At 63.4% G+C, this 19708-nt stretch carries 16 protein-coding genes; 6 read left to right on the top strand and 10 right to left on the bottom strand.

The features are described 5' to 3' along the window. Window positions 1–106 precede the first annotated feature (106 nt). Both JMY24_RS12270 and JMY24_RS12265 read right to left on the bottom strand, forming a co-directional pair. The gene (locus JMY24_RS12270; protein WP_128597643.1) at window positions 107–1843 is read right to left on the bottom strand and encodes a peptidoglycan D,D-transpeptidase FtsI family protein; all 1737 of its coding nucleotides are present in this window, start codon (window positions 1841–1843) and stop codon (window positions 107–109) included. Window positions 1844–2086: 243 nt separating this feature from the next. After that, window positions 2087–3628: a methyl-accepting chemotaxis protein gene (locus JMY24_RS12265; RefSeq protein WP_201702130.1), complete on the bottom strand. Its 1542-nt coding sequence runs from the start codon at window positions 3626–3628 to the stop codon at window positions 2087–2089. A gap of 565 nt (window positions 3629–4193) precedes the next feature. On the opposite strand from JMY24_RS12265, the gene aepX reads away from it, so the two are divergent. From aepX to JMY24_RS12250, 3 genes are read left to right on the top strand one after another with little or no spacing between them, the layout of a single operon-like run. Further along, window positions 4194–5918, top strand: a complete 1725-nt coding sequence (gene aepX / locus JMY24_RS12260; protein WP_128597641.1) for a phosphoenolpyruvate mutase — start codon at window positions 4194–4196, stop codon at window positions 5916–5918. After that, window positions 5915–7096: a phosphonopyruvate decarboxylase gene (gene aepY, locus JMY24_RS12255; protein WP_201702128.1), complete on the top strand. Its 1182-nt coding sequence runs from the start codon at window positions 5915–5917 to the stop codon at window positions 7094–7096. Before aepX ends, aepY begins: the two co-directional genes overlap by 4 nt. A 21-nt stretch (window positions 7097–7117) precedes the next feature. Further along, window positions 7118–8185 (top strand): 2-aminoethylphosphonate aminotransferase, encoded by a 1068-nt coding sequence (locus JMY24_RS12250; protein ID WP_201702120.1) that lies wholly within the window; start codon window positions 7118–7120, stop codon window positions 8183–8185. A 71-nt stretch (window positions 8186–8256) separates the two neighbouring features. Here the strand turns inward: JMY24_RS12250 and JMY24_RS12245 are convergent, their stop codons facing one another. The 6 genes from JMY24_RS12245 to JMY24_RS12220 form a co-directional block, all read right to left on the bottom strand. Next, window positions 8257–8409, bottom strand: a complete 153-nt coding sequence (locus JMY24_RS12245; RefSeq protein WP_164701897.1) for a hypothetical protein — start codon at window positions 8407–8409, stop codon at window positions 8257–8259. Window positions 8410–8520: 111 nt separating this feature from the next. After that, window positions 8521–9225 (bottom strand): PIG-L family deacetylase, encoded by a 705-nt coding sequence (locus JMY24_RS12240; protein WP_128586023.1) that lies wholly within the window; start codon window positions 9223–9225, stop codon window positions 8521–8523. A gap of 214 nt (window positions 9226–9439) precedes the next feature. Then, window positions 9440–10030, bottom strand: a complete 591-nt coding sequence (locus JMY24_RS12235) for a nucleotidyltransferase family protein (RefSeq protein WP_201702118.1) — start codon at window positions 10028–10030, stop codon at window positions 9440–9442. A 77-nt stretch (window positions 10031–10107) separates the two neighbouring features. After that, the gene (locus JMY24_RS12230; RefSeq protein ID WP_201702116.1) at window positions 10108–12330 is read right to left on the bottom strand and encodes a xanthine dehydrogenase family protein molybdopterin-binding subunit; all 2223 of its coding nucleotides are present in this window, start codon (window positions 12328–12330) and stop codon (window positions 10108–10110) included. Then, on the bottom strand, window positions 12327–13328 hold the full coding sequence (locus tag JMY24_RS12225; RefSeq protein WP_128597639.1) for an FAD binding domain-containing protein: 1002 nt from the start codon (window positions 13326–13328) through the stop codon (window positions 12327–12329). The genes JMY24_RS12230 and JMY24_RS12225 overlap by 4 nt, the downstream gene beginning before the upstream one ends. Before the next feature lie 12 nt (window positions 13329–13340). Next, window positions 13341–14093 (bottom strand): (2Fe-2S)-binding protein, encoded by a 753-nt coding sequence (locus JMY24_RS12220; RefSeq protein ID WP_128597638.1) that lies wholly within the window; start codon window positions 14091–14093, stop codon window positions 13341–13343. 156 nt (window positions 14094–14249) lie between these two features. Here JMY24_RS12220 and JMY24_RS12215 point away from each other — a divergent pair, with 156 nt between their 5' ends. From JMY24_RS12215 to JMY24_RS12205, 3 genes are all read left to right on the top strand, one after another. Further along, window positions 14250–16349, top strand: a complete 2100-nt coding sequence (locus JMY24_RS12215; protein ID WP_128597637.1) for a D-(-)-3-hydroxybutyrate oligomer hydrolase — start codon at window positions 14250–14252, stop codon at window positions 16347–16349. A 130-nt stretch (window positions 16350–16479) separates the two neighbouring features. Then, window positions 16480–16722, top strand: a complete 243-nt coding sequence (locus JMY24_RS12210; RefSeq protein ID WP_128597636.1) for a hypothetical protein — start codon at window positions 16480–16482, stop codon at window positions 16720–16722. A gap of 23 nt (window positions 16723–16745) precedes the next feature. Next, window positions 16746–17555 (top strand): exodeoxyribonuclease III, encoded by an 810-nt coding sequence (locus JMY24_RS12205; protein WP_128597635.1) that lies wholly within the window; start codon window positions 16746–16748, stop codon window positions 17553–17555. 51 nt (window positions 17556–17606) lie between these two features. Here the strand turns inward: JMY24_RS12205 and motB are convergent, their stop codons facing one another. Both motB and motA read right to left on the bottom strand, forming a co-directional pair. Beyond that, window positions 17607–18593, bottom strand: coding sequence for a flagellar motor protein MotB (gene motB / locus JMY24_RS12200; protein ID WP_128597634.1), 987 nt, complete (start codon window positions 18591–18593; stop codon window positions 17607–17609). Continuing rightward, window positions 18590–19477, bottom strand: a complete 888-nt coding sequence (gene motA / locus JMY24_RS12195) for a flagellar motor stator protein MotA (RefSeq protein ID WP_128586029.1) — start codon at window positions 19475–19477, stop codon at window positions 18590–18592. The genes motB and motA overlap by 4 nt, the downstream gene beginning before the upstream one ends. Between the last annotated feature and the right edge of the window lie 231 nt (window positions 19478–19708).

Below are 19708 nucleotides of genomic sequence, written 5' to 3'. Positions count from 1 at the left end.
TGTTGAGCACATGGTTGCAGCAAAGTATTAAGCGAGACTTAAGATTGCGCAAAACCGTGCGCGTGCGCGTCGCGGTCAAGTCAAGCGTCACGCGCCAGATCACGCGTCACGCATCCGGCGGCACGCCGAGCAATTGCAGTGCGCCGCCCGTTACCGCGCTGAACACCGGCCCGGCGACAGTACCGCCATAGAACGCTTTGCCGGCCGGGTCGTCGATCATCACGGCGACGATCAGCCTCGGGTCGCTCATGGGCGCCATTCCGACGAAGAGCGCGCGGTAGCGATTCTTCGCGTAAGTCGCGCCGACCTGTTTGCGCGCAGTCCCGGTCTTGCCGCCCACACGGTAGCCTTCCACCGTCGCGGCCCGCCCCGTGCCGCCATCGCCTGTGGCCATCTCCAGCATCGAGCGGATCGCGCGTGTGGTGCCCGGCGTGGTGACCGCGTGGCGTGTATGAGCAGAAGCGCCCGCGGCGTTGCCGCCCGCCTCGGGGCTGTCGCGCAGCAACCGCACGCGGTGCATCGTTCCGTCGCCGGCATAGGCGGTGTAAATCTGCGCGATCTGCAATAGCGAAGCGGAGAGTCCGTAACCATATGCCATGGTCGCCTGCTCGATAGGGCGCCACCGTTTGTACGGACGCACCTTGCCAGATGCCACGCCCGGAAACGTCAGATCGGGCCGCAAGCCGAGCCCGTATTCCTGGTACTTCGCCCAGATTTTCTCAGCCGGCAAATTGAGCGCGAGCTTGGCGAGCGCAATGTTGCTCGACTTCTGCACGGCTTCCGCGACGGTCATCGCGCCATGATTCGACGTGTCGTGGATCACTGCGGGACCGATCTTGTACCAGCCCGGCGCCGTGTCGATGACGCTTTGCGGCCGCACCTTGCCTTCGTCGATGGAAAGCGCAACGACCACCGGCTTGATCGTCGAACCCGGCTCGAAGGTGTCGACCACCGCGCGATTGCGCAGTTGCCGGCCGGTCAGTCGCGCGCGGTCGTTCGGATCGAAGCTCGGATAATTGGCGAGCGCGAGAATCTCGCCGTTGCGCGCGTCGAGCACCACTACGCTGCCGGCTTCCGCGCGATGTCTGGCAATCGCTTCCTTCAACTGCCCGTATGCGAGTTGCTGAATGCGCCGGTCGATGGTCAGATGGATGGTCTCGCCGTTTTGCGCCGGCACGAGCGGGCGCGTCTCGGACACGACGCGGCCGAGCCGGTCACGGATTACTTCGCGATGGCCGGGCACGCCGAGCAATTGCTCGTTGGCCGCCAGTTCGACGCCTTCCTGGCCGTTGTCCTCGATGTCCGTAAAGCCGACCACGTGCGCCGCCGACTCGCCTTCCGGATAAAAACGCTTGGAATCCGCAATTTGCGTGATGCCCGCGAGTCCGAGCTTCGAAAGATGGCCGGCGGTATCCGCATCTACCTGGCGCTTTAGCAGCACAAACGTCTTGTCGCCGCTCAAACGACGACGCAGTTCCGCCAGCGGCAGGTCGAGCAGCTTCGAAAGCGGCGGCAACGCGGCTTCGTCGAGCAGTTTCGGGGACGCCCAGATCTCGTAGGTCGCGAGACTGACGGCGAGCATCGAGCCATTGCGGTCGACAATGCGGCCGCGCGTTGCGTCCAGTTCGATCGTGCGTTGATAGCGCTTTTGCCCTTGATCGACGTAGAAGTCGCGATTCACCACCTGAACCCAGAACGCGCGGCCGGCGAGTGCGGCAAAGGCGCCGAACACCAGCACGACGATGAACTTCGAGCGCCACATTGGGAGGCGCGCAACGAGCAACTGGTTCTTCGCGACCGGCGCGTACGGATCGAGCGGTTGAGACTTTTTCTTCTGGATCATGGATGCGGATAAACAGCGGATTGACTTGCATCGCTCAAAGGCGGCGCGGCTCATTGTAATGAGAACGTAATCTTTATGGGCGATTACTGCAAGTCAACTCGCGCGACAGGCGAAAAAAAACCGCGCGGATTTGAAATCCGTGCGGCTCGTATTCAAGTCCTTCTTTCCGTCGCGTTGTCTAGTTTTCCGTTGTTTCTCGTAGCTTCCCGTCGCGGTCTCTCGCGCTTGTCACGCTTGTGATCGTCAGGCCGGCAGCGCAAAGCTGGAAATCGCTTCGCGCAGAACGCCCACCTGGTCCTTCAGCGAGTGCGCGGCGGCAGCGGCCTCTTCCACGAGCGCCGCGTTCTGCTGCGTGACCTGATCCATTTCGCCGACTGCGCGATTCACCTGCTCGATGCCCGCGCTCTGCTCGCGCGACGCGTTGCTGATTTCCTCGAGAATCTCGTTCACGCGACGCACAGATTGCACGATCTCGCCCATCGTCGAACCCGCGTTGGACACGAGCGATGCGCCCGCTTCAACAGTATTCGTCGACGTCTCGATCAACGCCTTGATCTCCTTGGCGGCCGTGGCCGAGCGTTGCGCGAGGCTGCGCACTTCGGCGGCGACCACCGCGAAGCCGCGGCCCTGTTCGCCCGCGCGGGCCGCCTCGACGGCTGCGTTCAACGCCAGAATGTTGGTCTGAAACGCGATGCCGTCGATCACGCCGATGATGTCGCCGATCTGCCGCGAGCTCGTCGTGATCTCGCCCATCGTACGGACCACGTCGTCCACGACGCGGCTGCCGCGCGTGGCGACGTCCGCGGCCTGACCCGCGAGTTGCGCGGCTTGCAGCGCGCTGTCGGCGTTCTGCTTCACGTTGACCGTCATCTGATCCATGCTCGACGCCGTCTGCACCAGCGCGGCCGCCTGTTCCTCGGTGCGCTGCGACAGATCGGTGTTGCCCGCGGCGATTTCGGTCGCGCCGATGTTGATGTTTTCGGTCCCGGTACGCACGCGCGAAACGGTGTCGACGAGACCGGCCTGCATGGTCTGCAACGCATGCAGCAGGCTGCCGGCGTCGTTGTCCTTGACCGGCACGCGCGTCGCGAGGTTACCGCGCGCCATCAGTTGCGCATGTTCGACGGCCACTTCCAGATCGCCGCCGAGCGAGCGGCGGATGCTGCGCAACACGACCAGCATGATGACCGTAGCAACAGCGCCGAGCGCGACGGTGATGGCGAGCCAGCGCAAGAGGCTTGAGTAGAACGCGCGCTGCACGTCGTCCATGTACATGCCGGTGACGAGATACCAGTCCCACGGCTGGAAGTGCGTCGCATAGCTCGTCTTGGCCACGGGTTTTTCGCTGCCGGGCTTGGCCCACAGATAGTCGACAAAGCCGCCGCCTTCGCGATTGCCCGCGTTGACGATGTCCACGAACAGATGGTTGCCCGCCGGATCGGTGAATTGCGCCAGGTTCTTGCCGACCATCTCTTTCTTGAACGGATGCATCAGCATGACCGGCTGCGAATCGTTCACCGAGATGTAGCCGTCCTTGCCATAGCGCATGGACTCGATCGTTGCGAGCGCCTGCTTCCTGGCTTCGTCCTCGGTCATGACGTGCTGTTGCGCCAGCGTGTAGTAACGGCTCACGACGTGATCCGCCTGATCGATCAGCGACCTGAGTTGATCGCGCCGGTCGGCGATCATCGACGCACGGTTTTGCCATGCACCGAATCCGCCGATCAGGATCAGGCCGAACCACAGAATAGCGATCATTGAGGCCAGTTTTTTGTTCAGAGTCATAGCAATGGGTCGTGCTTTTACAAGGGGTCGATCGGATTGGCTGTTTGCTTTTCGCTGACTGTGTTTACGGCAGCTATAAGTTTTCTCCTGAGGCAGGGGAAACCCGCTGTGTCGGTAGGTGTTTCGTCTGACTAAATGGCCTCTGCTGCTTTTGCGCAGGCACGCGCCGGTTATTTATTTAAATGCAATGGAATTTGAATCTGGTAATCAACGAATGTTGGAGTGAATATTTATCGATGATTTTCCGGTTAATCCGAATTCAAATTGGAAAGTACGCTTAATTGGAATGTGCAAACGGTTTTGAAAGCCCGCAACACGCGGGCTTCACGCCGTTCGCACGCAGACGAGTATTCCTGTCAAGATTCCACAAAACGCCATTTAACTCCAAGCGCCGCCTGGCTGCGGTTCACTGCAAAAATCGACACATTTTTCCACTTAACAGCAAGGCCGGAAAAGCATAGGCGTCTAAATGACCAATAAATGAAAATTCCGTTATAGTCGCCATTTTCCAGTCGCAAGCCGGGCAAAAAGAGCGCCCATAAGCCCGCCACAAGGAGTACAGAAAATGAATGCCCGCGAACCCGCCTTCGTCTCCGCTTCCCGTAGCGCACGTCTGCGCCAGATGCTTGTCAGCAACGAACTCGAATTCATGATGGAGGCCCATAACGGCCTGTCCGCCCGCATCGTGCGCGAAGCCGGCTTCAAGGCGATCTGGGGCTCGGGCCTCGCGATTTCCGCGCAATTCGGCGTGCGCGACAACAACGAAGCAAGCTGGACGCAAGTGGTCGACAACCTCGAATTCATGGCCGACGCAAGCGATCTGCCGATTCTGCTCGACGGCGACACCGGCTACGGCAACTTCAACAACGTGCGCCGCCTCGTGCGCAAGCTCGAACAGCGCGGCATTGCCGGCGTATGTATCGAAGACAAGCAGTTCCCGAAAACGAATAGCTTCATTAACGGCGAAGCGCAGCCGCTTGCCGATATGGACGAATTCTGCGGCAAGATCAAGGCCGGCAAGGACTCGCAGTCGGACGAGAATTTTTCGATTGTGGCGCGCGTGGAAGCGCTGATCGCAGGCTGGGGCATGGACGAGGCGCTGCGTCGCGCGGAAGCCTACCGCCGTGCCGGCGCGGACGCGATTCTGATTCACAGCAAGCTCTCGCGTCCCGACGAGATTCTCGAGTTCGCGCGCGAGTGGGCGGGCCGTGGGCCGCTCGTCATCGTGCCCACCAAGTACTACAGCACGCCGACCGAAGTGTTCCGCGAAGCCGGCATCAGCACGGTGATCTGGGCGAACCATCTGATTCGCGCGGCGACCTCGGCCATGCAGGCGGTCGCGCAAGAAATTCACACGAGCCAAACGCTCGTCAATGTCGAAGACCGCATTGCCGGCGTCAACGAAATTTTCCGCTTGCAGGACGCCGACGAATACTCGGAAGCAGAAGACCGCTATCTGTCGAGCGGCCGCGCGGCGAGCGCCGCTGTCGTGCTGGCAGCGAGCCGCGGCAAGGGCCTCGAAGCGGTCACCCAGGACCGCCCGAAGGTCATGCTGCCGATCGCCGGCAAACCGCTCTTGCGCTGGCTCGTCGACGCGTTCAAGAAGCAGGGCGTCAACGACATCACAGTGGTCGGCGGTTATCGCGCCGATGCAATCGATACGGCCGGTATCAAACTCGTGGTCAACGAAAAGCATGCGGAAACCGGCGAACTCGCATCGCTCGCCTGCGCACTCGACAAACTCGCAGGCGACACGCTGATCTCGTACGGCGATCTGCTGTTCCGCAGCTATATTCTGCGCGATCTGGTGGAGAGCGAGGCGGCGTTCAGCGTGGTGGTGGATTCGTCGCTGACCGATGCGGAAAACGCGAGCGTGCGCGACTTCGCATGGTGCTCGTCGGCCGACGACCGCGGTCTCTTCGGCAACAAGGTGCTGTTGCGTCACGTCTCGAGCGGGCAGCAGGCGTCGTCGGAGATTGCCGCGCAAACGCCGCATGGCCGCTGGGTCGGTCTCCTGAACGTGCGCGGCGAAGGCTGCGAGCGTCTTCGGGCGGTCATGCAGCAGTTGCAGGCGCGTGCCGATTTCGCGTCGCTCGACATGCCCGCGTTGCTGAACGCGCTGATCGAAGCCGGTGAATCGATCGAGGTGCAATACGTGCACGGCCACTGGCGCGGTGTGAACGATCTCGAAGACTTCCGCCGCGCCGGCGACTTCGCGCATGGCCAGACGCCGCTCGCGGCGTCGGTCGACACTCCGGCAACTGGTGCCGCGAACGGAGCCGCGCAATGATCGAGGCGGCACAGTTCGTCGAGGCGGCGCGCGAACGCGGCTTCGACTGGTACGCGGGCGTGCCGTGCTCGTACCTGACGCCGTTCATCAACTACGTGTTGCAGGACGAGTCGCTGCACTACGTGTCGGCGGCGAATGAGGGCGACGCGGTCGCGCTGATCGCCGGTGTCGCGCTCGGCGCGCATGATGCGCGTGGTGCAGGTACGCGCCGCCGCGGCATCACGATGATGCAGAACTCCGGGCTCGGCAACGCTGTGAGCCCGCTGACGTCGCTCACGTGGACCTTCCGTTTGCCGCAATTGCTGATCGTCACATGGCGCGGCCAGCCGGGCGTCGCCGACGAACCGCAGCACGCGTTGATGGGCCCCGTCACGCCCGCGATGCTCGACACGATGGAGATTCCCTGGGAGACCTTCCCCACGGAAGCCGACGCGATCGGCCCGGCGTTGGATCGCGCCATCGCCCATATGGACGAAACGGGCCGCCCGTACGCGCTCGTCATGCAAAAGGGCAGCGTCGCGCCGTACGAGTTGAAAGGCAGCGCCGCCGGCGCGCGCCGTGTGCCGGCGGCCGCGCGTTCGCAGTTCGCCAACGTGGCCGCGAGCGAACTCGCGTCGCGCCATGACGCGCTGAAGAAGGTGATCGCGCATACGCCGATCGAATCGACCGTGGTGCTGGCGTCGACCGGTTTTTGCGGACGCGAGCTTTACGCAATCGACGATCGTCCGAATCAGTTGTACATGGTCGGCTCGATGGGCTGCGTGACGCCGTTCGCGCTCGGTCTCGCGCTCGCGCGCCCGGACCTGCATGTCGTCGCGCTCGACGGCGACGGCGCCGCGCTGATGCGAATGGGCGCGTTTGCGACGCTCGGCGCATACGGTCCGTCCAATCTCACGCACGTGCTGCTCGACAACGGCGCGCACGACTCGACGGGGGGGCAGGCGACGGTGTCGTCGCAAGTCTCGTTCGCGGGCGTGGCGGCGGCGTGCGGTTATGCGTCGGCGGTCGAAAGCGACGATCCGGCCGTGCTCGACCAGTTGTTCGAATCGGCTCCGCTCGACGGCCCACGCTTTGCGCGCCTCATGATTCGCCGCGGCACGCCTGACGGCTTGCCGCGTCCCACCATCACTCCGCCCGATGTGAAAACGCGCCTGATGCGCCACATCGGCGCCGCGTGAAGTCAAAGTAAAGGAGCGCCCATGCTGCTGCTCAATCCTGGTCCGGTGACGCTCACCGAACGCGTTCGCAACAGCCTGTTGCAGACGGACCTGTGCCATCGCGAAAGCGAGTTTTTCGATTTGCAGGAAGAGGCGCGCACGCGTCTTGTCGACCTGTACGGTCTCGACGCAAGCGAATGGCAAGCGGTGCTGATGACAGGCTCCGGCACGGCCGCTGTCGAAAGCATGACCGCCGCGCTGGTGCCGCAAAACGGCAAGCTGCTAGTGGTGGAAAACGGCGTGTACGGCGAGCGCATTTCGCAGATCGCCGCGCAGTACGGCATCGCGCATGAGTCGCTCAAGCATGATTGGATGCAGGAGCCGGACCTCGCGAAAATCGCCGAACGTCTGGACGCGGACAAAGCGTTCACGCATGTTGCCGTGATCCATCACGAGACCACGACGGGGCGCCTGAACGACCTCGCCGCGTTGGGCGCGTTGTGCCGTGCGCGGGGCTTGCGTTTGCTGGTGGACGGCGTCAGCAGCTTCGGCGCCGAAGCGATCAATTTCGCCGACACGAGCCTCGACGCGGTCGCCGCGACGGCCAACAAATGTTTGCACGGCGTGCCGGGCGCGTCGTTCGTGCTGGTGCGCCGCGCCGCACTCGCGCAGGCGGCGAGCCGCACGTACTACCTCGATCTCGGGCGGCTCGCGCGCTTGCAGGATCAGCGCAATACGCCGTTCACGCCCTCGGTTCATGCGTACTACGCGCTCGTCGAAGCACTGCGCGAGATCGCCGACGAAGGCGGCTGGCGCGCGCGTCATGCGCGTTACGCTGCGCTCGCGGAACAGGCGCGCGCGGGGCTGGCCGAGCGCGGCATCGGCAGCGTGTTGGCGCCGGCGGAATCGTCGGTGGTGTTGCGCGCGTACCGGCTGCCGAACGGCGTCACGTATCCGCAATTGCACGACGCGCTGAAGGCTCGTGGCTTTGTCATCTATGCGGGACAGGGCGGGCTGTCAGCCGAGCTGTTCCGAATTTCGACAATGGGCAATATCCACGCCGCTGACATCGACCGGCTGTTGCAGGGCTTTACCGAACTGACGAGCTGATCGCGGCGCACGCCGGCCGCGCCGCGAGTGGGCACACGCAAACCAGCGGTCGTGGGCGGTCCGCTGCGAGCTTACACCGGGTCTTTGTCTGGCGGTCCTTCCGGGCGCTGCGGCTCCTCGGTGTGATGACCGGGCGATGGCGGCGTCAGCGGATCGCCTTCCGGATCGCGCGTCGGATCGGCGTTAGGGTCGGGGATCGGACTTGTATGCATGTCGTAGCTCATTGCATCACCTGTGGTTGAAAACTCTGCGATAGCGGGTCGGCGCGCTTTCTCTTCAAGAGTAGACGCTTCTTGTCAGGCTTGACCGCCATAGTTCCTGCGCTGATCGTCTTGTTACTTTTTCACGCGACGGCCCACGGTGAGGTGCCAGTAGCGCTCGGCGGCGAAGACGTCCTCGTAGTTGCCGGCGCCGAATGCGCGCAACTGGCTCTGATACGCATTGACTGCTTCGCGCTTGATCTGCCCGCGGCGCTGTGCGTCGATCGTGTGTCCGGCGCTCGGATTGGCCGGCGTCGCCACGATGCCGCGCTGCGCGAGATCGGCAAGCCGTGCCTGCACGACACCCGGCGTGCGCCGGTGAATCGCTTCTTCGTAGCCGAACCATTCGAGATGCGACAGGCGCGGCAGGATCTCGCAGCAGGCTTCAAACACGCGCACGTGGTCGTCGTGAAACAGGCCGAGCGGCATCAGCAACGTGTTCGCCGTGGTTCGGTAAATGGTTTCCTCCAGTGCCGCAGCCATTTTGCTGATCGACGGCGAGTCGGAATACTGACTGTCGCGAAACGGCATGCGCAGCGGAATCGCATCCAGCAATTCAAGCGCGCGGTTGTCTTCGAGCGTGCGCTCGTGCATCGCCTCATGGGCGTTGCTGAAGCCCGACTTCTCATCCCATTCGGTATGCATCGTATGCTCGGGCGGCGCGGCGAAGACCGTACAGACCGCAGCGTCAGGATGCGCAGCGAGCAATGCGCCGCAACTGAAGACGGCGTCGTCGAAATGTGGTGACACGATGAAAAGGCGCGGACTGGTTTCGCTCATGGGAAGTCGGGTGGTTTCGAAACGTGCGCCGCGTGAGCGGCGTAACGTTGCGTGACAATCGCGGCGTCACATCAGCTTAGGCGGAATTGGAGCGAGTTGCGCGGCTGATTCGCAGTCGATTCGGAGTTCCCGATTGCATCGAGCATTAATGGCGTTTATTGATGGCATTTCGCGCAAGCGCCATGCCTGACGCGCTTGCGCTTTCAGTGACTGGTCAGCTCAAAGCCCGCAAATCCTCAGGCGTGTCGATATCGCGCAAGATTCCGGCGTCGTCGACATCGAGCCTCATCACGCGTTGTGAGTCGAGCAACGAGCGCGCGCCGCTGTCGCCGTCGAGTGACAGCAGGGCGTCGCGGTGTTCGGCGCCAAATCCCACGGGATGCCCGCGCTGCCCGTTGTAATACGGCGCCACGATCGGCGCGCCGCCGTCGAGCGCGCGCGCCACCGCTTCGATCGTCGCAATCTGGATGCGCGGCATGTCCGCGAGCGCGACGATCCAGCCCTCGGCGTCCTCGCTCGCCTGAATACCGGCAGCGAGGCTTGCGCCCATTCCGCGTTCGGCGCCGGGCGCGAACGCCACGTCGCAGCCCGCATCGTTCAAAAGACGTGCAAGCGCTTCGGCGCCCGGCCGCACCACGGCCAGCACGTGCGGCACGACCATCAGGAGCCGGTGCGCGGCTTCCTGCGCGACCGGCGTGCCGTCGGGCAGGCGCGCAAGCAGCTTGTTTTGCAGGCCGTGCGGATCGAAGCGGGAGCCGACCCCGGCCGCGAGCAAAATGCCAGTGGCGAGCGACGCGTAAGCCATGAACGGGCACCGTTTAGTAAGATGCCACCGATTGTGCGGCGCAACGCGCGGCGAGGCAAGCGGCCCGCGCAGCGCGCTCAGGCTTGCGTCGTTGCCATCACCTTATCCAGCGTAATCGGAAGATCGCGCACGCGCACGCCGGTTGCGTGATACACCGCGTTGGCAAGCGCGGCGCACACGCCCGTAATGCCGATCTCGCCGATGCCGCGCACACCCAGCGAATTGATATAGGGGTCCGGCCGGTCGAGAAACGTAATATCGAGCGCGCCGATGTCGGCATTCACCGGCACGTGGTATTCGGCGAGATTCGCATTCGTGAAACGCCCATAGCGCGTATCCAGCGAGGTTTCCTCCTGCAACGCTGCGCCCACGCCCCATACAATGCCGCCGAGCATCTGGCTGCGCGCGGTCTTCTCGTTGAGCACGCGCCCCACGTCGTACACGCCGACCACGCGCGGCACGCGGATCGTGCCGAGGTCCGCATCCACATGCACTTCGACGAACACCGCGCCAAACGAGTGAAACGAGTACTTCTGCTTCTCGTCGCCCGGCTTGACGGTGGACGTCGCCTCGATCGGTTTGCCGCCCGAGCGCGCGATGATCGCCGCCGCGGGGTCGCGCTTCGCCGGTTGCGAGCGGCTCGTCACCCAGCCGTTCTCCACGGTGATGTCGTCGAGCGCGATGCCATGCACGGGCGACGCCGGGTCCGCCAATGCCAGCGCGATCAGCCGCGCGCGTGCCTCGTTCGCGGCTTCGCGCACGGCCGGCGAAACGCTCGCCGCCGATTGCGAGCCGCCCGACACCGGCGCCTTCGGCAGCGACGAATCGCCGAGCGCAAAGTGGATGTTTTCCGGCGCGAAGCCGAGCGCATCGGCGGCGACCTGGGTCATCACCGTGTACGTTCCAGTGCCGATGTCCTGCGTGCCCGAGGCCACCATCGCGGTGCCGTCGGGCAAAATCCGCGCGATGGCGCTGGCTTCGCTGCGATTGGCCGGGTAGGTCGCGGTCGCCATGCCCATGCCGATTAGCGTATTGCCGTCACGCATGGAACGCGGTGCGGGATTGCGCCGCGACCAGCCGAATTTCTCGGCGCCGGTCTGATAGCACTCGCGCAACGACTTGCTCGACCAGGGCTTGTTTTCCTGCGGATCGGCTTCCGCGTAGTTCTTCAGGCGCAACGCGAGCGGGTCCATCTTGAGGGCAGCCGCGAGCTCGTCCATTGCGGATTCCAGCGCGAACGAGCCGGTCGTCTCGCCCGGCGCGCGCATGAAGGTCGGCGTGCCGACGTTGAGCGGCACGAGCCGGTGCGTGGTCACCTGGTTCGGCACCGCGTACAACATACGCGTGACCATGCAGCAGGTCTCGGTCCAGTCTTCGATCATCGAAGTGTTCGAGATGCTGTCGTGACGCATGGCGCTCAGCGTGCCGTCGCGCCGCGCGGCCAGCACGAGGCGCTGTTCGGTGCGCGGACGTGCGCCGACCGGACCGAACATTTGCGGCCGCTCGAGCACGAGCCGCACCGGACGCCCCGTCTGTTTCGCGGCCATCGCGCACAACGACACATGCGACCACGACGAGCCCTTGCAACCAAACCCGCCGCCGACGAACGGCGAGATCACGCGTACGTCGCCGGGCGAAATGCCGAGCGTTCGGGCCACCGCCTGCGCTTCGCCGCTCACGCCCTGGGTCGAATCGTAGAGCGTGAGGTGAGGGCCGTCCCAGCGCGCCATTGTCGCGTGTGGCTCCATCGGATTGTGATGCTCGATGGGCGTCGTATACGTTGCGTCGATATGCACCGCGCTGTTCTGCATGCCGTCTTCGAAGCTGCCACGCTGCGTATCCGTTTGACGCCCTTGCGGTTTGTCCGGCGCATGTGCGTTTGCCTTCGCCTGTGCGAAGTCGAGCGTGGCCGGCGTGCTTCGATACGTGATGCGCAACCGGCGCGCGGCGTCGGTCGCATGTTCGAGCGTATCGGCGACGACTACCGCCACCGGCTCGTTGTTGTAATGCACTTCGTTGTCCTGTAGCAGCGACAGTCGACGCCCCGCAGGCGGCGCCAATTGCGCCTTGCCGCCGTTCGGCAGACGCGGCGCGTTCTGATGCGTCATGACGAGCAGCACGCCGGGGACGGCCTGCGCGCGGCTTGCATCGATCGAGGCTATCGTGCCGCGTGCAATCGTGCTCGTCACGAGCACCGCATGGGCAAGACGCGCTTCCGGAAATTCCGCGGCATAGCGTGCTTCGCCGGTCACTTTGAGCAGACCGTCGGTGCGGTCGAACGGTTGACCGATCAGAGTCATGCGACACCTCCCGTGCGGCCGGCGGCCTGATTCACTGCGCGCACGATCGCGCGTTGCGCTAGCTGCACCTTGAAGCGGTTGCCGGCGAGCGGCCGGGCATCGCGCAATGCGGCGGCAGCGGCGTTGTTCAGCGCGGTTTGCGTCAGCGGCTGTCCGTTGAGCATCTGTTCCGCTGCGCTGGCGCGCCACGGTTTGTGCGCGATGCCGCCCAATGCAATGCGCGCGGTCTGCACGCGCTCGCCGTCCATCTGCAATGCAGCGGCCACCGAGACCAGGGAGAATGCGTAACTGGCGCGGTCACGCACTTTCAGGTAGTGCGAATGCGCGCTGAAAAGCGGTGGTGGCAGGTCGATCGCGGTAATCAGTTCGCCCGGACGCAGCGTGGTGTCGACATCGGGCCTGTCCCCCGGAAGCCGGTGAAATTCGGCGAACGGAATGCTTCGCTCGCCGGCGGGGCCACTCACGCGAACCACCGCATCGAGCGCGGCGAGCGCCACGCTCATGTCCGAGGGATTCACCGCGACGCACTGCGGGCTCGCGCCAAGAATCGCGTGCATGCGGTTATGCCCTTCGAGCGCCGCGCAGCCGCTGCCCAACACGCGTTTGTTGCACTGGGAAAATGCGGTGTCGTAGAAGTATGCGCAGCGGGTACGTTGCAGCAGATTCCCGCCGACCGTCGCCATATTGCGCAATTGCGCCGACGCGCCCGACAAAAACGCTTGCGATAACAACGGATACTGTTCGCGCACCAACGCATGGTTCGCGGCGTCGCTATTGCGCACTAGTGCGCCGATGCGAATGCCGCCGTCGGGCAGCGTCGTAAAGCCGTCGAGTCCGCCGATATGCGTGATGTCGATAAGCCGCACCGGCCGCTCGACACCGCCCTTCATCAGATCGAGCAGATTCGTGCCGCCGCCGATAAACACCGCGCCCGGTTGCTGCACGGCACGCACTGCGTCGGCGACATCGGCGGCGCGTTCGTAGGTAATCGCATCCATGCCGTCGCTCCGTTACGCGTTGTCGTGGTTCTCGTGGTTGTCGTGATGGTGGGCGCCAGCCGCGCTCGCGTTCTGGCCACTGCCTTCATGCGCCGCCCGTATTGCGGCAACAATATTTGCATAGGCGCCGCAACGGCAAAGGTTGCCGCTCATGCGTTCGCGAATCTCGTCGTCAGAAAGTTTGCCGGGACGTTTGCGCACATCGGCAGTCGCGACGCTTGCAGTGCCGTTGCGATACTCCTGGAGCAAAGCGGTCGCCGAGCATAACTGCCCCGGCGTGCAGTAGCCGCACTGAAACGCATCGTGTTCGATGAACGCGCGTTGTAGCGGGTTCAATGCGCCATTGCTCGCGAGCCCTTCGACCGTGGTGATGGTCTCGCCTTCATGCATCACGGCGAGAGTCAGGCATGAATTGATGCGGCGTCCGTTGGCGATCACCGTGCATGCGCCGCATTGTCCGCGGTCACAACCTTTCTTCGTGCCCATCAGGCCGGCGTACTCACGCAATGCATCGAGCAAGGTCACGCGTGGTTCGAGCTGCAACGTATAGGCGCGGCCGTTGACATTCAATTCGACGGGGCGTGGCGGCACGGGGGCGGGAGTTTGCGCAGGTGGCGCAACAGGGGTTTGCCCTTGTGCGCGAAGGTTCGGTGCCGCACCGACAGTCGCCGCTGCCGCAGCCGATTGTAGAAACCGGCGACGCGAAGGTTGATGCAAGGCGGCGGCTTCGTCACCCGGATCATGACATTCGTTATCTGTTGCCATAACGTTCTATTGACTCCGCTGAAAGGTCAATGCAGGCTGACGACGCGTCGGTATCCGAAGCTTCGCGGTCCAACAACCGAGGGTAACAAATCCGGCGCAGTTACGAGAACAACGCTGACACAAAACGGTATTGCGAAAATAACGGAGACAGCACAGATGAGATCACCCATTGGAGTCGGGCCCGCGCTTTCCATTGCAATCGTCGTCGCTCTCGGCGTGAGCGCCTGCCACGGCGGCGACGACGACGGGCCGCCGCCGCCGCAAGCCAACGTTCTGCCCAGCTTCATCGCGGGCACCGTCAAGACGCAGTCATATGACGGCAATAGTGACGACCTGCTCACGGCGGGACTCGGTAAAACCGGCCTCGCGGCAGCCACTGCCCCGGCGATTGCCAACGCTGCGCAACCGACAGCCGCAGAGCTGCGTCGACTCGCGATCTGGTCGAACTATCGCGCGCTGGTCGACATGACGAGCAATGGCGGCTATGGGCGCTTCTGGGGTCCCAATGTCGATGTGAACGGCAATGACACGTTGGGCGAAGGCAAGATAGCGGGCAAGGAATACCTGGCTTTCGCGGACGACGGCAGCGGTAAGCAGAACGTCAGCGTACTCGTGCAAATACCAGCGAGCTTCAATGCGGATCAACCGTGCATCGTCACGGCAACGTCATCGGGTTCTCGCGGCGTGTATGGCGCGATCTCCGCGGCCGGCGAGTGGGGTCTCAAGCGCGGCTGCGCAGTTGCATACACGGACAAAGGCTCGGGCAACGGCGCACACGAACTGTCGACGAACCGCGTGACGCTGATTGACGGCACCTTGCAGGACGCGAGCGCGGCGGGCAATGCGAGCATCTTCACGGCCAACCTGGGCAACACGAATCTCGGCACCTACAACAGCCAGTTCCCTAACCGCTACGCGTTCAAGCATGCACATTCGCAGCAGAACCCGGAGCAGGACTGGGGCAAGAACACGTTGCAAGCGATCCAATTCGCGTATTGGGCGCTCAACGATTCGTATGGAACGTTGGACGGCTCGACGCGCACCGTACGCTATAAGCCGGGCAGCATCACGACGATCGCGGCATCGGTGAGCAATGGCGGCGGCGCGTCGCTCGCAGCCGCCGAGCAGGATACCTCCGGCCTCATTACCGCGGTGGTGGTCGGCGAGCCGCAGATCAACGTGCGGGTGCCCTCGCAGGTGTCGGTGTCTCAGGGCGGTGTGCCCGTCGGCGCATTCGGCAAGCCGCTCGCGGATTACATGACGCTCGCAAATCTGCTGGAGCCTTGCGCTGCGCTCGCGCCTGCCGCAACCGGCGCGCCGTATCTGACGGCGTTGCCGCTTGCCACGACCACCGCGATTCGCACCGCGCGGTGCGCGGCGCTCGCGGCTAACGGTGTGATCGCGGGAACGGACACCGTCACCCAGGCGACCAATGCGCTTGCGCTGTTGCATCAGAACGGCTACGAGACCGACTCCGACGTGCTCCATGCGCCGATGTGGGATTCGCAAGCGGTGCCCGCTGTCGCCGTGACTTACGCGAACGCTTATGCTAGGGCGAGCGTGAGCGCCAACCTGTGCAACTTCAGCTTCGGCACGACGAATTCGACAGGCGCGGCGGGCGTGACGCCGGCTGTGTCGCCGATGCTCACTGTGTTTGGCAATGGCAACGGTGTGCCGCCCACCAACGGTATCAACCTCGTCTATAACGCGGGCACGGCGGGCGCATTCGACCACCGGCTCGCAACGGTCGACGCAAGCTATACGGGCGCAGCCTGCCTGCGCACGCTGTGGACCAACGGAGGGCTCACAACGAGCGTTGAAGCGATCAAGGTGAATGCGAATCTGCATGGCAAGCCGACCATCATCGTGCAAGGCCGGGCCGATGCATTAGTGCCGATCAATCACGCTTCGCGGCCCTATGTTGCAACGAACCAGCTTCTGGAGGGCGGCGCGAGCAAGCTCTCGTTCTACGAGATTACGAACGGCCAGCACTTCGACGCGTTCCTCAGCGTGGCGGGCTTCGACACGCGCTTCGTGCCGCTGCATTACTACAACATTCAGGCGCTCAATCTGATGTGGAGTCATCTGAAGAGCGGCACGCCGTTGCCGCCGTCGCAAGTGGTTCATACGTTGCCGCGCGGCGGCGCACCGGGCGCTGCGCTCCCATTGAGCGTCGCTAACTTGCCGGCGATTGCGACGAACCCTGGCGGCAATGCCATCACCGTGTCGAACGGGGCGCTGAACGTGCCGAACTGATGCGGTGAGTGCCGATAGCGGACCACGCGCGCGGTGCCTGATCGCGCGCGTGGCCGCTATGTCGCATGCGAGGGGCGGGTATGAACGATGCTACCTATGCTCTGGATCAAGCGCGTTCAGAGGACAACCGATGCAGTTCGACTACAAGCATTTCCACATCGACTGCCGCGCACGCCACGCCGACGAAGGCGTCTACTACGCGCGGGCCAGAATCACTCGCATACCGCGTAAAAACGAGCATTTCCGGTCGCACGATTCCGGCGACATCGACGCCTTCTCGAACGAAGCCGATGCGATCGCCTGTGCGAGGTCGTGGGCGATCGAATGGTGCGATGAGGCTGCCGAAGCAGTGTCGGGAACGGGGTCGAAATAACTTGCTTTGCAGGAGGAACCGCCGTGGCGAGGCTGCGCATTGCGACATTCAACATCAACGGAATCCGTTCGCGCCAGGCCGCGCTGCTGCAATGGCTCGAGCGCGAAGCGCCGGACATTGTGTGCTTGCAGGAGCTGAAGGCCGCCGATAGCGCGTTTCCCGCCGACGCATTGCGCGAAGCGGGCTACCACGCCCTCTGGCATGGCCAGAGCGCGTGGAACGGCGTAGCGATTCTATCCAAAGGCGAGCCGCCGCTCGAAAGCCGCCGCGGCTTGCCGGGTTTCGAGGACGACACGCATAGCCGCTATCTGGAAGCGGCCGTCGACGGCGTGCTGGTGTGCTGCCTGTATCTGCCCAACGGCAATCCACAGCCTGGTCCGAAGTTCGAGTACAAGCTCAAGTGGTTCGACCATCTGATCGACCATACGGCGAAGCTGCTCAAGAGCGGACATCCGGTCGTGCTGGCCGGCGACTTCAACGTCGTGCCTACCGACGAAGATATCTACAACCCGCGTTCATGGCTGAAAGACGCGCTGCTGCAGCCCGAGACCCGCGAACGCTACCGGCGTCTACTCGCGCAGGGATGGACGGATTCACTCCGCACGCATTTCGGCGAGGAGCGGGTCTACACCTTCTGGGATTATTTCCGCCGTCATTGGGACACCAACTCCGGCTTGCGCATCGACCATATTCTGCTGAGCCCGGACCTCGCGCCTCGCTTGCGCGACGCGGGCGTGGACCGCTGGGTGCGCGGCGAGCCGCACGCAAGCGATCATGCGCCGACATGGGTCGAGTTGGACATGGGCGCGGCGCGTCGCAAGACGCGTGGCTGAAGCACGACGCGTGTTGCGACTGGCAGTAGAGCAGCAATGCGCGGGTAAGCGCTAGCGAACTATCGTCGAGCCCGGAGCCGGATGCATGCGCGCCGCGACAGCCGGGATAGCCGAGCTGGCAGGCACGCTTTCATCGATCGACGTACGTCCGCCGTCGTGAAAGAACGCCTGTTCCGCGGCCTTGTTCATCACGAGAATGCTGATACGGCGATTGGTCGGTTCGTCGATGACATTGCTGTTGAGCGGCAGTACATCCGCAAGACCGCGCACCTGCAACAGCTTTTCGACGTGCATGCCGCCGGCAACCAGCGCGCGCCGCGCGGCATTGGCGCGCTCGGACGAGAGCTCCCAGTTCGAATAACCGACAGGTCCGCCTGTGTACGCGACGGCATCGGTGTGCCCCGCGATTGAAATGCGGTTCTCGACGTCGTTGAGAGCGGCACCGATCTGCGTGAGTATCGCGATCGCGTAGGTCTGCAGCCTCGGGCTGCCCGATGCGAACATCGGGCGATTCTGTGAATCGACGATCTCGATGCGCAGTCCTTCGTTCGTGATCGAAATGCGGATCTGGTCCTTGAAGGATTTCAACGCTGGACTCTGTTCGATCAACGAGACCAGCTTCTCTTTCAGTTGCTGCAAGCGGGCCGCGTCTGCGGGCGCGACGGTCGGCACCACGTTCACAGGTATGGCCGGTTCGATCTGGGTCTTCTTGCCGTCGCCGGGGCGTGTGTCCGAGATGTCGCGGCCGCCGCCTTGCACGATGCTCGGCCGTGCGGAGGCCGTGCCTTCACTGCCGCCGAACAGACTGGATAACGGCGTGTTGAAGTAGTCCTCGATGCCTTGCTTTTCGAACTTCGACGTGGAGCCGAGCAGCCACATCAGCAGGAAGAACGCCATCATCGCAGTGACGAAGTCCGCATACGCGATCTTCCACGCGCCGCCATGATGCGCAGCGTGGTCGCCGCCTTTTTTCGAGCGGCGCACGATGATCGGCGGCGGCCCATCGTCCTGCGAGCCGCGTGACCTTCTTTGCGTCATGATGCGGCTCCCTCGGTGGCCGGCTTCGGCGATTTGGTCGCGCGCACGGCGTCGTCGAGTTCCTGGAAGCTCGGGCGATCGGCGGTGAACAGCACCTTGCGGCCGAACTCCACCGCGATGGGCGGCGCATAGCCCGACAGCGAGGCGAGCAGCACCGCCTTCACGCATTGGAACGGCTTCGCTTCGGCACGGCCCTTTGCGGTCAGCAGATCGGCGAGCGGGCCGATAAAGCCATACGCGAGCAGAATGCCGAGGAACGTGCCGACCAGTGCACCGGCGATCATCTCGCCGAGCACGGCGGGCGGCGCGCCGACCGAGCCCATGGTGTGAACCACGCCCATCACGGCGGCGACGATGCCGAATGCGGGCAAGCCGTCAGCCATCTTCTGAATTGCATTGGCCGCCACTGATGCTTCCGCGTGATGCGTGGCCAGCTCTTCATCCATCAGGTCCTGCACTTCGAGCACGTTGACGTTGCCGCCCGACATCATGCGCAAATAGTCGACGATAAAATCCAGCAGATGATGGTCGGCGAGAACGTGCGGATACTTCTGGAAAATCACGCTTTCTTCCGGCGCAAAGACGTCGGCTTCGAGCGACATCATGCCTTCCTTGCGTGCCTTCTGAAGCAGCTCGTAAAGCAGCGCGATCAGTTCCAGATATTTTTCTTTCGTGTAGCCGCCGCCCTTGAAGCATGAAGGAATCGCCTTGAGGGTTTTCTTCAGCGTCGAAGTCGGATTGCTTACTACGAACGCGCCGATTGCCGCGCCGAAAATGCACAGCAATTCGAACGGTTGAAGGAGCGCCGGCAAATGGCCGCCCACGCCAATAAAGCTCCCAATGACGGAGCCGATCACCAACAGCCAGCCAATCGCAACAAACATACTTTCTCCATTATCTTGCGCGCCGCACGTCGTGAGAATGAGGCCTTGGTCAAAGCCTTTTGCGTGCGCCACTGAATTTCCGCATGTACTGGTAAACGGCTCGTAAGGGTGATTGCTGAAGAGCGTGATCCATCGGTTACTCAAAAATTGCTTGGCTCGCCGGTGCATTCATTCAGCATCGGTAAAAGCGCCCGCACCTTTTTACCGGTCGCTCTGCTAGCATGCAGTGCG

Source organism: Paraburkholderia kirstenboschensis, from assembly GCF_904848585.1.
In the GTDB taxonomy this organism is placed as follows: Bacteria; Pseudomonadota; Gammaproteobacteria; order Burkholderiales; family Burkholderiaceae; genus Paraburkholderia; species Paraburkholderia kirstenboschensis.
The sequence above is the reverse complement of the archived record's forward strand: the minus strand, read 5'-3'. Positions and strand labels throughout refer to the sequence as shown.

Coding starts and splice junctions, on each gene's coding strand:
- JMY24_RS12270 (WP_128597643.1), bottom strand. CDS start 1,843: ATGATCCAGAAGAAAAAGTCTCAACCGCTCGATCCGTACGCGCCGGTC.
- JMY24_RS12265 (WP_201702130.1), bottom strand. CDS start 3,628: ATGACTCTGAACAAAAAACTGGCCTCAATGATCGCTATTCTGTGGTTC.
- aepX (WP_128597641.1), top strand. CDS start 4,194: ATGAATGCCCGCGAACCCGCCTTCGTCTCCGCTTCCCGTAGCGCACGT.
- aepY (WP_201702128.1), top strand. CDS start 5,915: ATGATCGAGGCGGCACAGTTCGTCGAGGCGGCGCGCGAACGCGGCTTC.
- JMY24_RS12250 (WP_201702120.1), top strand. CDS start 7,118: ATGCTGCTGCTCAATCCTGGTCCGGTGACGCTCACCGAACGCGTTCGC.
- JMY24_RS12245 (WP_164701897.1), bottom strand. CDS start 8,409: ATGAGCTACGACATGCATACAAGTCCGATCCCCGACCCTAACGCCGAT.
- JMY24_RS12240 (WP_128586023.1), bottom strand. CDS start 9,225: ATGAGCGAAACCAGTCCGCGCCTTTTCATCGTGTCACCACATTTCGAC.
- JMY24_RS12235 (WP_201702118.1), bottom strand. CDS start 10,030: ATGGCTTACGCGTCGCTCGCCACTGGCATTTTGCTCGCGGCCGGGGTC.
- JMY24_RS12230 (WP_201702116.1), bottom strand. CDS start 12,330: ATGACTCTGATCGGTCAACCGTTCGACCGCACCGACGGTCTGCTCAAA.
- JMY24_RS12225 (WP_128597639.1), bottom strand. CDS start 13,328: ATGGATGCGATTACCTACGAACGCGCCGCCGATGTCGCCGACGCAGTG.
- JMY24_RS12220 (WP_128597638.1), bottom strand. CDS start 14,093: ATGGCAACAGATAACGAATGTCATGATCCGGGTGACGAAGCCGCCGCC.
- JMY24_RS12215 (WP_128597637.1), top strand. CDS start 14,250: ATGAGATCACCCATTGGAGTCGGGCCCGCGCTTTCCATTGCAATCGTC.
- JMY24_RS12210 (WP_128597636.1), top strand. CDS start 16,480: ATGCAGTTCGACTACAAGCATTTCCACATCGACTGCCGCGCACGCCAC.
- motB (WP_128597634.1), bottom strand. CDS start 18,593: ATGACGCAAAGAAGGTCACGCGGCTCGCAGGACGATGGGCCGCCGCCG.
- motA (WP_128586029.1), bottom strand. CDS start 19,477: ATGTTTGTTGCGATTGGCTGGCTGTTGGTGATCGGCTCCGTCATTGGG.